The sequence below is a fragment of the Microcella sp. genome, assembly GCF_025808395.1.
Lineage (GTDB): Bacteria > Actinomycetota > Actinomycetes > Actinomycetales > Microbacteriaceae > Microcella.
Genome location: NZ_CP075524.1, coordinates 327,114 through 341,259 on the forward strand (window position 1 = coordinate 327,114; position 14,146 = coordinate 341,259).

General features: G+C 69.0%; 6 protein-coding genes. All 6 read left to right on the forward strand.

The annotated features are described in order from the left end of the window. Positions 1-2 precede the first annotated feature (2 nt). The 6 genes from KIT89_RS01675 to KIT89_RS01700 all read left to right on the forward strand — a co-directional run bounded on the left by KIT89_RS01675 (position 3) and on the right by KIT89_RS01700 (position 14,145). Positions 3-5,918, forward strand: coding sequence for an Ig-like domain-containing protein (locus tag KIT89_RS01675; protein WP_297602744.1), 5,916 nt, complete (start codon positions 3-5; stop codon positions 5,916-5,918). Beyond that, positions 5,915-6,883 carry a MoxR family ATPase gene (locus KIT89_RS01680; protein WP_297602745.1) on the forward strand — a complete coding sequence of 323 codons (969 nt, stop codon included), beginning with the start codon at positions 5,915-5,917 and terminating at the stop codon, positions 6,881-6,883. The genes KIT89_RS01675 and KIT89_RS01680 overlap by 4 nt, the downstream gene beginning before the upstream one ends. Continuing rightward, on the forward strand, positions 6,883-8,280 hold the full coding sequence (locus KIT89_RS01685) for a DUF58 domain-containing protein (protein WP_297602746.1): 1,398 nt from the start codon (positions 6,883-6,885) through the stop codon (positions 8,278-8,280). Before KIT89_RS01680 ends, KIT89_RS01685 begins: the two co-directional genes overlap by 1 nt. Then, positions 8,274-10,589 carry a transglutaminase domain-containing protein gene (locus KIT89_RS01690; RefSeq protein ID WP_297602747.1) on the forward strand — a complete coding sequence of 772 codons (2,316 nt, stop codon included), beginning with the start codon at positions 8,274-8,276 and terminating at the stop codon, positions 10,587-10,589. Before KIT89_RS01685 ends, KIT89_RS01690 begins: the two co-directional genes overlap by 7 nt. Further along, positions 10,586-11,422 carry a zinc-ribbon domain-containing protein gene (locus tag KIT89_RS01695; RefSeq protein WP_297602748.1) on the forward strand — a complete coding sequence of 279 codons (837 nt, stop codon included), beginning with the start codon at positions 10,586-10,588 and terminating at the stop codon, positions 11,420-11,422. Before KIT89_RS01690 ends, KIT89_RS01695 begins: the two co-directional genes overlap by 4 nt. A 95-nt stretch (positions 11,423-11,517) precedes the next feature. Then, positions 11,518-14,145, forward strand: coding sequence for an FtsK/SpoIIIE domain-containing protein (locus KIT89_RS01700; RefSeq protein WP_297602749.1), 2,628 nt, complete (start codon positions 11,518-11,520; stop codon positions 14,143-14,145). Position 14,146: the final 1 nt, after the last annotated feature.

The window sequence follows — 14,146 nt, forward strand, 5'->3', positions numbered from 1 at the left end:
TCGTGATTCGCCGCTGGGTCGACCGCCATCGCTCGACTGCCGCCACCGCTGTCAGCGGCACCGTGATCGCTGCGGTCGTCGCGGCTGTGGCCATCGTCTCGACCGGCTTCGAGGCTCAGCGGCTCGACCTCAACGACGGTGCTGTGTGGGTCGTCAACGGCGACGTGCAGTCGATCGGGCGGGCCAATCTGCAGATCGGCGCGCTCGACACCGTGGTCGCCGGCGAAGGGTCGAGCCTGAGGGTCGTGCAGCGCGGCTCAGACGTCATCGTCGTCGATGAGTCGAACTCCACGGCAGAGATCCTCGATGTGGCACGAGCCACTGTCGCCGAGTCGATCGCGCTGCCGCCTGAGTCGCCGACGGTTCTGCTGGCCTCTGCGTCGGTCGTGGTGCACACGCAGGCGACGGGTGAGACGTGGATCACTCCACGGTCTCTGTTCGCCGACTTCGACGCGGCCACCGTCGCCGCGTTCCAATTCGGGCCCAGAAGCGTCGTGAGTGCCTCCGACGAGCTCGGCGTCGTCGCAGCATCGCCCGAGGTCGGAGAGGTCTATCTCATCGCGCCAGACCGCACAGATCGTGTCGAGTCGACGTGGCAGATCGATGTGTCGTCGAGCGCCCGACTGCAGGTCTCGATCGCCGATGGACGGTGGGTCGTGCTCGAGGCCGCCACTCGACTGCTGCACGTCGAGACCGGCGTGATCGATCTCTCTTCGGTCATCCCACCCGGAGCGGATGCCGTGCTGGCAGAGGCGAGCGACGACGCGCGAACGGTGCTCGTCGCCCACCGCGGAGGGCTCGTCGAGGTCGCACTCGACACCGCGAGCATCACAGAGCTCGTCGTCGATCGACAGGGCGCAGCTGCGCGGCCCGTCGTCGTCGACGAGTGCGCTTTCGCGGCGTGGACAGACGGGGTCGCATGGCGACGGTGCGCTGATGAGACCGTGCAGCTCGGGCTCGAGCAGGTGTCGGTCAGCAGCGACCTCACGATGGCCGTTCGCGACGACCGGGTCGTGCTGAACGACCGCGTGGGCGGCGCCGCGTGGGCAGTGCAGGCGGATGGTGCGCTCATCGACAACTGGGATGAGCTCATCACCGAGGAAGAAGACGAGCGCGAGGAGCAGCTCGAGCAGCTCGACACCCCGCCCGAGCTCGAGCGCACCCAGCTGCCGCCGATCGCGGTCGACGACGACTTCGGAGCGAGACCTGGCCGCGCCACATCGCTGCCGGTGCTGCTGAACGACACCGACCCGAACGGTGACGTGCTCAAGATCAGCGAGTTCGAGCAGATCGATGCTCGAGTCGGCAGGCTCGATCTCATCAACAACGCGCAGCTCTTGCAGGTGACGCTCGAGCCTGCCGCGGCGGGAGTGATCGAGTTCGGCTACACGATCACCGACGGTCGCGGTGGCTCGGATTCGGCCGTCGTTCGAGTCACGGTTCGCGCCCCGGGCGAGAACTCGCCACCTGTGCAGGTGCGCACGAGCAAGACGACGGTGGCCCAGGGAGGCACCGCGACCGCGGCCGTGCTCGCCGACTGGGTCGACCCTGACGGTGATCCCATCTATGTGGTCGACGCCTCGATGCCGCCCCCCGACGTGGTCACGTATCGGCCAGATGGCCGCGTGACGGTCTCAGAGAACGGCGGGGCAGGAGAACTGCGCACGGTCGCCATTACCGTCACCGACGGCACTGCCAGCAGCGTCGGCGAGCTCGCCGTGACAGTGCGACCCGTGGGGCAGACGCCCATCATCGCCGAGCCCTTCATCGTGCTCGCCTACGCCGGTCAAGAAGTGCGCGTCGAGCCCCTGCTGCACGTGCGAGGTGGCAGCGGCACCATCCGGCTCTCGGCGGTGCCAGACAAGAGCGGGGCGACGATCAGACCGAGTCTCGACCGCGGAGTCTTCAGGTTCTCGAGCAACGAGGTGCGAACGCACTATCTCGAATACGTCGTGACCGACGGGTCGACGACGGCGACCGGGGTGATCCGAATCGACGTCTCGGCGCCACCCGCTGCCGGCGCCGCACCCATCACCGTGCCCAAGACGGCATTCGTGCGCACTCTCAGCAATGCCACTGTCGCGGTCGCCACCGCCGACATCGACCCGGGGGGCGGAGTGCTCGTGGTCACGGGAGTCGTGGGCGTCTCGCCCGGCAGCGGCATCCGTGCCGAGGTGATCGACCAGAGAGACATCCGCATCACCCTGACGCGGCCCATCAACGGCCCCCAGTCAGTCGACTACCGCATCAGCAACGGTGCGGCAGAGTCGACCGGAACCATCACCGTCATCGAGATTCCGCGCCCAGACCGGCTGCAGCCTCCGGTCGCTGTCGACGATGCGATCACTGTGCGCGTCGGCGACGCTGTCAGTATTCCGGTTCTGGCGAACGACGAGCACCCTGACGACGAACCCCTGACCCTCAACCCGACGCTCGTGCAAGGGCTTTCGGGAGCATCGGGGCTGCTCTTCGTCGCAGGCGATCGCTTGCGATACCTCGCACCAGACACCCCGGGCGACTTCACCGCCGTCTACGAGGTGCTCGGCCCCTTCGGTCAAGAGCGCGCGCAGGCCACCGTGCGCATCAGCGTTCGCGAAGTGAACGAGGCCACCAACCAGCCCCCCGTGCCGCGCACGGTCGTCGCGCGCGTGATCGCCGGCGACACGGTGCGCATCGCGATCCCCGTCGACGGCATGGACCCAGACGGCGACTCGGTGCAGGTCATCGGTCAAGAGTCGAGCCCGCTGAAGGGTTCGGTCGTCGACTCCGGCCTCGACTACATCGACTACCGGGCAGGCAGCTACGCCGCCGGCACCGACGAGTTTCGATACACCGTGGTCGACGCGCTCGGGGCCCGGGCGTCAGGGCTCGTGCGCGTGGGCATCAGCGCTCGACTCGAGGGTGCGCGAAACCCGGTGGCCAACGATGATCAGGTTCTTATTAGGCCCGGGTTCACGGTGCTCGTGCCGGTGCTCGACAATGACACCGACCCTGATGGCTCTGCACTCACGGTCACCGCCGTCGAGGCCAACGACGCAAGCGTCGTGGCAGAAGTGGTCGACGCTCGCTTCGTGCGCGTCACCCCGCCGTCGACGGCCGGGCAGTACGGATTGGTGTACTCGATCGAGAACGAGTTCGGCGGGGGCTCGCAGGCGTTCATCACGGTCACCGTGAGCCCAGACGCGCCGCTCTCCGCTCCGGTCGCGCGCGACACGGTGCTGTCGCTGGCTGACATCATCGACCGTGACGAGGTGGCGGTCGACGTGCTCGCACGGGTGTTCTTCGCCGAAGGAGACGTGAGCGAGCTCGGGTTGCAGCTCGTGCCCGGCTACGAATCGGGGGCCACCGTTCTCAGTGATCGCCGAGTGCGCGTCGTCATCGATGAACGGCGGCAGATCATCCCGTTCCAGGTGGTGCACCCAGCCGACCCGTCCGTGAGATCCACCGCGTTCATCTGGGTTCCCGGCACCGACGACGCCCTGCCGCAACTCGACCGTCGGGCTCCGCGCATCACCGTGGTGAGCGAGCAGACGATCACGATCGATATCAACGACTACGTCGTGGCAGTGGGCGGGGCGCCCGTCAGGCTGACCGACACGGCGACGGTGAGCGCCACCCAGTCTGACGGCTCCGCGCTCGTGGTGAACGAGAGCACCCTGCGGTTCAGATCTGCCGACCTCTACTTCGGGCCGGCGTCTATGACGTTCGAGGTCACCGACGGAGCCACCGCGAACGACCCGGCAGGCCGGGTGGCGACCATCGTGCTGCCCATCGAGGTGACACCTCGCGAGAACCAACCGCCCGCCTTCATCGGAGCGAGTCTCGAACTCGAACCAGGGCAAGAGCGGGTGCTCGACCTCGTGCGGGTGACGGCGTATCCGTACCCCGATGATCTCAACGAGCTGGCCTACACGATCGTCGACGGCCCGACGCCGGGTCTCGTCGTCGAACTCTCTGGTCAGACCTTGCGCGTGAGCGTGCCCCCCAGCACACCGCGCGGGTCGACGACGGGCGTCACCCTCGGCGTGAGAGACGACGCAGCGCCAGGCACCCCGGGGCGCATCCAGGTCGCCGTCGTCGCGTCGACCCGCCCTCTCGCTCGGCCCGCTCCCGATTCGGTCATCGCGCCGCGCGGGCAGTCGACGACGATCCGCGTGCTCGACAACGACCAGGCGACGAATCCCTTTCCCGGGCAGCCCTTGAGGGTCGTCGCGGTGCGGGGCATCGATCAAGGTGCGCTGCCCGCGGGAGTCAGTGTCGTGCCGAGCGCCGATGGTCAGACCCTCGTGGCCACGATCGGGGCCAACGCGGCAGCGGTCGACACGAACCTCGAGTACCAGGTTGCCGATGCCACGAACGATCCCGAGCGCTACGTCTGGGGATCGATACGCATCTCGGTGCAGGATGTGCCTGATCCGGTCACGAACCTGCGGGTGCAGTCGTTCGCCGATCGAAGCCTCACGGTCGCGTGGTCTCCCGGAGCCTCCAACAACGCTGCGATCGAGCGATTCGAGGTGACGCTCACGCGAGTCAGCACGGGATCGACGGCGACCACCGTGTGCTCGAATTCGCCGTGCACGGTCTCGACACCGGGCAACGGGCCAGACAACCGTGTGCGAGTGAGCGTGGTGGCGGTGAACGCGCAGGGAGTGTCGCCGGCGACCACGATCGCCGACCCGGTCTGGAGCGACCTCGTGCCCCCGGCGCCGACCATCATCGGGGTGTCACCCCTCGACGGGGGCCTGCGCATCGGGTGGACCAAGCCCGCGCAAGACAGCACGGCAAGCCCCATCCGCAGCTATCGGGTCACCGTCGGCAGCGTCTCGCGCACTCAGTCGGTCGCAGCCGACGACCCGGTCGGCACCACCTACTGGCTGAACGTGATCGATGTCGGGGCGCTGTCGAACGGCACGTCGTACACGGTGACGGTGAGTGCCCGCAACGACTCGTTCGACCCCCTCACCAACTGGAACTCGGCGACCACCACGGGGGTGCCAGCAGGTGCGCCGCTCATCATCTCGACTCCGACCGCTGTGGGCTCGACTGCCGAAACAGGCTCGAGCGAGAACTCGGTGAGCGTTGGATGGGAGGGTGCCTTCGCGAACAACGGGCGGTCGATTCAGGCCTACTACGTCTGGATCGGCAGCGGAGGGTCACCGCCCGCCTGCACCGTGAGCGGGGTCGAGGCGGGAGCACCGGTGCACTCGCAGCCCTCGGGCACCTCGTCGTACCCGTCATCGACCACATCGGCGGTGTTCGGCGGGCTTGCCGTCAACACCACCTATCGCGTCGTCGTCTACGCCTTCAACGGTCAGGGGTGCACCGCCAGTGCCGAAGTGACCGCGACGCCTCGCCCACGGCCGACCGTGGTCACCGCCATCACGACGACGGCCGCCGAACCGAACGGTGCTGGCCGCTGGGACTTCAGGCTCACCGGCGTCACGACAGCGGGTGGCGACGCCGTCGATCTCGTGCAGTACCAGTTGCGCGACGCTGCAACGTCGTCGCCGATCGGTGACGCCTCGGGGGTCGCGGCCATGCCGCGAGCCCTGACTGCAGGCACCGCGCACTACGCGCGTGACCTCGTCGTCGAGGTGCGCGGGTGCCGACAGTATGAGCAGTTGCTCTGCGGCGGCTGGTCTGCTCCGTTCGTTCTCGGCGTCGCCGTGCTCATCGATCCGACCGTGACGATCACCAATCTGGGCACCATCCCCAGCGATCGAAGCGTCGAGATCGCGTGGTCGGCGATCGACCAGGGCGCATACAGCTCGGTGACATACCTCTGCACGGGCGGAACGGTCGACGGAGACCCGGCGGTATCGCCGTGCATCATCACCGCATCGCCACCCGACGACCCGCGCCTCGTGGTGACGGTCGCCGTCGGTTCATCCACCTACACCCGGGAGTACAGACCGTGACTATGACCCCTGAGCAGGCCGCCTGGTTCGCTGGCGTCGTCGACCGTATCGTCGCCAACGTCGAACAGGTCGTGCTGGGCAAGTCGTACGTGATCCGCCTCAGTCTCACGGCGCTGCTGAGCGAGGGGCACCTGCTGCTCGAAGACGTTCCCGGCACGGGCAAGACCTCGATGGCGCGCGCTCTCGCCCAGAGCATCAAGGGCACCACGACTCGAGTGCAGTTCACCCCCGATCTGCTGCCCGGTGACATCACCGGCATGACGGTCTACGACCAGCGAACCGGCGAATTCGAGTTTCACCCTGGCCCGGTCTTCGCCACGGTCGTGCTCGCCGACGAGATCAACCGCGCCAGCCCGAAGACCCAGTCTGCGCTGCTCGAGGTCATGGAAGAAGGAAACGTGACGATCGACGGCGTGACGCACCCCGTGACGGCACCGTTTCTCGTGATCGCCACGCAGAACCCCATCGAGCAGGCGGGAACCTATCGGCTGCCAGAAGCACAGCTCGACCGGTTTCTCATGAAAACGGCGATCGGCTATCCAGATCACGCGGCGACGGTGCGCATTCTCGACGGCGCTGGCGGTGCTCGTGCCGCCGTCGTCGAGCCGGTCATCGAGCTCGACGTCGTTCGCGAGATGATCGCTGTTGCTCGCACGGTGCATGTCGACCCTGTTGTCACCGACTACATCGCCCGGCTCGTCGATGCCAGCCGCTCGCACCCCGACGTGCGACTCGGAGCAAGCGTGCGCGGGGCGCTCGCGCTCATCCGCTGTGCGAAGACCTTCGCCGCCATCCAGGGCCGGCACTACGTCGTGCCTGACGACGTGAAGGCACTCGCCGAGCCGGTGCTCGCTCATCGACTCAACCTCGACCCCGAGTCTGAGTTCGACGGTGTGACACCGGGTGCGGTCATCGCCCAGATCCTGGTCGAGACACCGCCGCCGAGCGACCGGGTCGCCGTGTGATGAGCCCCGCCTCCGGGCGGTCAGTGCGCGCGACGACGGCCGAGCACCCGCGACGACCAGCCGACGAGACGACGATCGCCTCGACGGTCACCACGGCCCGCACACGAATCGTCGGCGAACGCTCGGGCTGGGCAGCGGATGCCCTCGTCGTCTCCGTGCGTGCGGCACGCACGCTGCGTGACCTGCTCGTCGCATCGATGCGCTCAGCCTCTGAGGTCATCACGGCGCTGGGCTGGTCGGTGCTCGCGATCGTTCCGCTCTCGCTCATCGCCGGATACTCGTGGGGATGGACCGAGCTCATCGTGCTCGGAGTCATCGGCGCCACGCTCAGCATCGTGGCAGTCGTGTACCTCGCGGGCCGCACTCGCGTCTCGGTGATCGTGCACCCTCCGCCCAGTCGCATCGCCGTGGGCGACTCGGCGGCCGCACGACTCGAGGTCAGCAACCCGACGCGCCGGCGATCGTTCGCCCACGTCGTCGAAGTTCCGGTGGGCGCAGGAGTGGCCACCCTTCACGTGCCGGGCCTGGCGGCGGGTGCGGGCATCGAGCTCGACGTGACCGTGCCCACCGACCGGCGCGGCAGAATCACCCTCGGCCCGGTGCGCACGGTGCGCGCCGACCCGATCGGGCTCGTTCGGCGCGAGCTGGTGCTGACCGGGGCGAGCGAGATCATCGTGCACCCCCGCACCATCGACATCCCCTCGACCTCGACCGGTCTCGTGCGCGACCTGGAAGGGCAGGCGACGCGCGATCTCACTCCGAGCGACCTCGCATTCCACGCCATTCGCGAATACGTCGCCGGCGACGACCGGCGGCACATCCATTGGAAGTCGACCGCGAAGACCGGCGCACTCATGGTGCGCCAGTTCGAAGAGACCCGACGCAGCCGCATCGTGATCGCACTGGGCATCGCGAGCGTCGACTTCGGCTCTGATGCCGAGTTCGAACTCGCAGTGAGCGTCACGGGAAGCCTGGGTGCGCGTGCGATCAAAGATGCGCGCGAGCTCGCGGTCGTCGTCAGCGCCGTCACCCCAGACTTCGCCAAGCGCACCGTCGTCGCCCTGCGCGCGCTCTCGACCCTGACCCCGCTCAGGTTGCTCGATGACCTCGCGGTCGTCGAGCACGGCCCGGCCGCTCTCGGCATTCTCGATGTCGCACGATTGGCGGGTGAGAGCACTCGCGGCCTCTCAGTGGCGCTGCTCGTCGTGGGCTCGACAGTGACGCCCGCCCGATTGCGCAGCGCCGCCGCGGGTCTGCCTCCCTCGGTCGAGGTGGTCGTGCTGCAGTGCGACCCCGAGCGCATTCCGGGTCGTCGACGGTTGGGCCCGTTCTCGGTCGTCACGATCGGCTCACTCGGTGATCTGCGTCGTGCGATGCAGGGGGCCGACACGTGGTGAGAGCATCCGGCACCGCCCAGAAGCCGATGCAGCGGCCCGCAGTGATCGCGACCGCCAGCGCGTTCACCGTGGCTTCCTGGTCGGTCATCGCCCTCGTGCTGTGGCCGATCTACCTCGACCGCTCGTTCGTCGTGCTCGCCGCAGTGTCGATCACGCTGGCCGTCGCGCTCGCGATCTGGACGACGATCGCGCGCTGGCCGGCGTGGGGAGTGATGGCCGCGGCCGTCGCCATCTTCACCGTCATAGGGGTGCCATTGGCCGTGCCGTCGCGCACCGTCTACGGAGTGCTGCCCGAACCGAGCGGACTGCTCGACCTCTTCGCCGGAGTCGCACTCGGGTGGAGGCAGCTGGTCACCATCGATCTGCCGGTCGGCAACTATCAAGCACTGCTGGTGCCCGCTCTCGTCATGCTCTTCGTCGGACCCCTGCTGACCCTGAGCATCGCGCTGCGCACGCGAGCCGGCGAACTCTCGGCGCTTGTTCCGCTCATCGCCTTCCCCTGGGCGATCGCGCTCGGTGCCGAACGAGTGGCACTGCCGATCTCGACCGCGATCGTGTTCGCGGCGGTGCTGCTCATGTGGATGGCGGTGTGGCGTCGGCATCGGCACGCCGACTCGACGACGACGCTGCCGTCGACGGCGTGGCGAGACCCGCGCGCGCGCGGAGTGCGCACTGTCGCGGCCGCGCTCGCTCTCGTGCTCGTCGCAGGAGGCACGGGAGCCGCCGTGGTGGCGGCACTGCCGCCGCCGGCAGACCGCACTGTGCTGCGCACCATCGTCGAACGCCCCTTCGAACCGCTCGAGCAGCCCAGCCCGCTGTCGGCCTACCGGGCGTCGTTCGAGCCTGAGGTCGCAGAGCAGGTGGCGCTGACCGTCGAAGGGGCACCGCTCGGAGCCCGCATCAGGCTCGCGGCACTCGACAGCTACGACGGAGTGGTCTTCGCGGTGGGCAGTGATCAGGTCGACAGCGCATCAGGGCGGTTCGTGCGCATCCCGACGGTGCGTGATCTCAGCGGATCGATCGGCGAGCGGGCCGCAGTGTCGGTACAGCTCGCCCGAGAGACCGGCGTCTGGCTGCCGATGGTGGGCGAGTTCGCCGCGATCGAGTTTCTGGGTGCCCAGGCTGCCGATGAGCGCGATCGATTCGTGTTCAACGCAGTGACCGGCACGGCGGCTCTTGTCGGCGGCACGTCGCCCGGCATCGAATACCGTCTCGAGGTCGTCATGCCGTCGACCTCGGCCCGACCGCTTGCTGACGCCGTGCCGGGCGAGGCCGCGGTGCCCGGCATCGTGGCTGTTCCCGAGTCGCTGCGCGACTGGCTCGACGCGGTCGCGGCTGACGCCGAGACGCCGGGCGAGCGACTGAGCGCTGCGCTCGAGGGATTGGCGCGCGACGGCTACCTGAGTCACGGCGTGAGCGACGACGAAGCACCGAGTCGGGCCGGTCACTCGATCGATCGTCTCGATGAGCTGCTCACGCGCCGCCCGATGGTGGGCGATGCCGAGCAGTATGCCGCCGCTGCCGCGCTCATCGCCCGCGAGATCGGGTTTCCGTCGAGAGTGGTGCTCGGCTACGGCCCCCTCGAGCAGTCAGGCACGGTCGCGCTGCTCGAGAACGAGCTGACGGCGTGGATCGAAGTGTCGACGGCGGCCGACGGATGGGTCGCGATCGATGTCGTGCCCGAACGACGCGAGCTGCCCCCTGCCGAGCCAGAAGACCCCGTGCCGGTGTCGCGGCCGCAGAATGCGCCGCAGCCCCCGGTCGACGACCCACCGGCGCTCGAAGAGCTCGCACCGCCCGAGATCGAGCAGGCCGATGACCCTGCGCTCTCGCCGTTCTGGCAGGCGGTGCTCGCGATCATCACCGTCGCGGGATGGGTGCTGCTGGTGGCGGGGCTCATCGCAGCGCCCCTCATCGCTGTCGCCGTGGCCAAGGCGCTGCGGCGGCGTCGCCGACGCAATGCCGCCGACCCCGCGGTGCGCATTCTCGGTGGATGGAGCGATGTCACCGACCATGCGCGCGACCTTCGGATCGCTCTGCCGACCGCCGCGACGCGCACCGAAATCGCTGTGGCGCTCGGGCGCCCCGCTGCGCTCGTGCTCGCGAGAGTGACCGATCGGGCGGTGTACGCGCCCGAAGAACCCACATCGCACGAAGCCGAGCGAGTGTGGGCGGCCTCTGACGCGGTGCGGGCATCCCTCACCGACGGCCTGCCCCGCCGCGAGCGCTGGCGGGCCGCGATCTCGCCCAGGTCGCTGCGTCGATATCCTGAACAGAGGCGAGCGACGATGGGGGGCCGAAGTCGATGACCTGCCAGCACTGCGGGGCAGACCTGCCGCCGATCGCCATGTTCTGCGGCGAGTGCGGACGCTCAGTGACGGCGGCGGTGATCGCCCCCGTCGTCGTCGACAGGCCCGTGCCGCCCGTCACGGCGCAGCTGGACCCGGTCACGGAGCCGGAGCAGCAACCAGAGCCGGAGCCGGAGCCGCAACCAGAGCCTGAGGCGGAGCCGCAACCAGAGCCTGAGCCCGAGCCTGAGTCTGCACAGCCCGCGCGAGCGGCAACCGGCAGCGCAGTGCCCGGCAGCGCAGTGCCCGGCAGCGCGGTGCCCGACGGCGCAGTAAGCGACACCGCAGCAGCGTGCGACGCGTGCGGCACTGCGGCGCTCGCCGACGATCTGTACTGCGCCGAGTGCGGGCAGCCGCTCGGCGGAGACACGCGAGTGATCGACCCGCTGCCAGCACCGCTGCCGCTCGATCTGCCGACGATCGAGGTCGACACCGAGAGCACGCGGCTCGTGCCTCGACACCCAGCAGGGGCGCCTTTCGTGCTGCAATTCAGCACGGGCGAGAGCTACACGGTGCTCGGCTCCGGGCTCGCTGGTCGCAATCCGCGCCCCGAGCCGGGGGAGTACGTCGACCATCTGGTCACGATCGTCGACCCGGGGCGCTCTGTCTCGAAGACCCATCTCGAGTTCGGTCAGGCCGACGGGGTGTTCTGGGTGTGCGACCGACACTCCGGCAACGGATCTGTGGTTCGCGAACCCGGCCGAGAACCACGGCAGTGCGAGCCTGGTCGCCGATACCCCGTGGTTCGGGGCACCCGCATCGACCTCGGCGAGCAGCACGTCATCGTCACCTAGACCCTCCCTCCCCACCACTCGATCGAGCGCGAGTGCTCACAGGTGCGAGAGCGACGTCGAGCTCGACCGCGAGACCGTGCTGAGATCGTCGCGCCATGCGACTGCCCCCTCTGCCCGAGCCGCCGCGCCCCGCAGCGCGCGCACCCTTCCCGCTGGTCGCCGTCGTGGCGCCGGTGGTGGCAGCCGTTGTCATCGGCCTCGTGGTGGGCTCGCCCTTCATGCTGATGTTCGCCGCGCTCGGGCCGATCATCGCCATCGCCTCGTTGCTCGATGCGCGCCGCGCGGGTCGACGGCACGTGAGGGCCGAGCGCGAGCGCTTCGACCGAGAGTGCCAGCTCTTCGAGGTCGAGATCGACCGAGCGCACCACGCCGAACGAGTGGCACTCGACGAGCGGCATCCGCTCATCGATCTCAGCGATCGCGAACGGCGGGCGCGCTCGCCTCTGCGTATCGGCACCGCGGCGGGGCCGAGCGCGATCGCCGCTGACATCTCGCGACCCTACGGCGAGTCTGACGACGACGAGCGGCGTCGACGGATGCTCGCTCGAGCCGCCGTCAATCCTCAGCTTGCCGTGATGATCGATCGGGGGCCGATCGTGCTCGTCGGCGAAGGGCTCGTGGCTGACGCTCTGGCGCGGCGGTGGAGTCGCGAGCCGGGTGTCCGCATCGAACGGCGGGGTGCCGTCGAGACGTCGCCGGGCGACGCCGCAGTCATCACCGTTCGTTCGGCAACGGCTCTCGACCTTCAGGTGCCAGGGGCCGCGGTGCGTCGAGTTCGCCCCGAGTTCATGACAAGGCGCCAGGTGAGCACTCTGCCGAGCGCCGGTGGCGGCAGCGCAGAGCTGCCCGTGTCGCTCGCCTGGAGCTCGCTCGAGTGCAGTGGGCGCGACGATGCCGAGTTATCTGGAGTGGTCGTCGGCGTCGGAGCATCAGGGGTCGATGAGATCGACCTGGTCGCGGCGGGCCCGCATGCGATCGTCGGCGGCACGACCGGCAGCGGCAAGAGCGAGTTCTTGCGCGCTCTCGCTCTGGGCTGGGCGGCTGCGGCGCCCCCGAGCCGAGCGCAACTGCTCTTCGTCGACTTCAAGGGCGGCGCCACCTTTGCGGGGCTCACCGACCTTCCTCACTCGGCGGGGTTGGTCACCGACCTCGACCCGATCGTCGCGCAGCGCGCCGTGCGAGCGCTGCGTGCCGAACTGCGGCACCGAGAGCGAGCACTCGCCGAGGCCGCAGTCCGCGACCTTCGCGACCACCCTGAACTGCTGCCGCGGCTTCTCGTGCTCGTCGATGAGTACGCGGCGCTCATCGAGGCTTTTCCCGACGTGCATGCGGTCTTCAGCGACCTGGCCGCTCGAGGTCGATCGCTGGGCGTGCACCTGGTGCTCTGCACCCAGCACCCCAACAGCATCGTGAGAGACGCGATCTCGGCGAACTGCCCGGTGCGCATCTCGTTTCGGGTCACCGAGGTCTCATCGGCCGCCATCGTCGGCGATCTCGCTCGAGAGCTCGTCACTGCTCCTCCCGGCCGCGCGGCGCTCGTCGACGAGCGCGGCACTCGCCTGCTGCAGATCGCGGTCATCAGCGATGACGACATCACGGTGGTTCGTCGACGGTGGTCCGGCCACGAGCCGGCGAGCAGCACCTGGTGCCCGCCCCTGCCCGACCTCGTGAGCGCTGACGACCTTGCTGCCCTGAGATCGCAGCAGCCGATCGAGCCAGGCGAGTCGTCGTCGCCGATGAGCACGATCGACTTCGGCGTGCTCGATGATCCTGACAACCGGTGCCGGCAGATCGCGCGCTGGGTGCCCCAGAGAGACGGTTCGCTCGCGGTGCAGGGCGCTGCTCGCAGCGGACGCACCACGGTGCTGGCAACCCTTGCAGAACAGGCTGCTGAGCACGCCGCGGTCGTGGTGCTGCCGGCTGCGCTTCCGGCAGCGTGGGCGATCCTCGAGAGACTGTCGAAGGGCTCCATCGGCTGCACGCTGCTGCTGGCTGACGACCTCGATCAGCTCGTCAGCGGCGCGGGCGAGCGCAGTGGTGAGCTGCTCGCGCTGTGGGACGCCGCCGTGCGGTCAGTGCGTGCCGCGGGCGGCGCCGCTGCGGCCGCGCTCTCGATCTCGACACCCGGGGCAGCCGCACTGCTCGCTCGCTTCGAGAGTCGCGTGATGCTGCGCTGCACCGATGCAGACGAGCATGCTCTGGTCGGCGCCCCGCGCGGGCTCTTCGATCGCAGAGCGCCAGCCGGAAGGGGCTGGTGGCACGAGCTGCAGCTGCATTCGCTCATGCCCTCGTCGGCGCTGCCCCCACCGGCAGACGGTCGCGCGGCGGTGTGGCGACTGCCGCAGGCGACTGACGTCATCGTCGTCACGAACCATGTCTCCGAGGTCGTCGAGCAGGTCGCTGCCCACCACGGCGAGCGTCGGCTCGTCGTCGACGTGCGCAGTCTCGGGGCGCACTCGTTCGACCCCGACAGCAGCGTGGCGCTCGATCCTCGCATCATGATCGCCACTCCCGAAGCGTGGCAGTCGGTGTGGGGCGTGCTGTCGATCGCCCGGCAGAGCGCACCGGTCGTGCTCACCAGAGTCGATCCGGCCGACGTGCGAGCGGTGCTCGGGTGCCGCGACAGCCTGGCCCCCCTCGACACCCGCGCGGGGGAGTGCTGGGTGGCCGAACCGGGTTCACCGCCCGTCAGAGCCAGGTGGCAGACGCTGGCGCGGCCGTGAT

What these genes read in the sequence shown, in the direction of transcription:
- KIT89_RS01685 (WP_297602746.1), top strand. Translation starts at nt 6,883, where the DNA reads ATGAGCCCCGCCTCCGGGCGGTCAGTGCGCGCGACGACGGCCGAGCAC.
- KIT89_RS01700 (WP_297602749.1), top strand. Translation starts at nt 11,518, where the DNA reads ATGCGACTGCCCCCTCTGCCCGAGCCGCCGCGCCCCGCAGCGCGCGCA.
- KIT89_RS01695 (WP_297602748.1), top strand. Translation starts at nt 10,586, where the DNA reads ATGACCTGCCAGCACTGCGGGGCAGACCTGCCGCCGATCGCCATGTTC.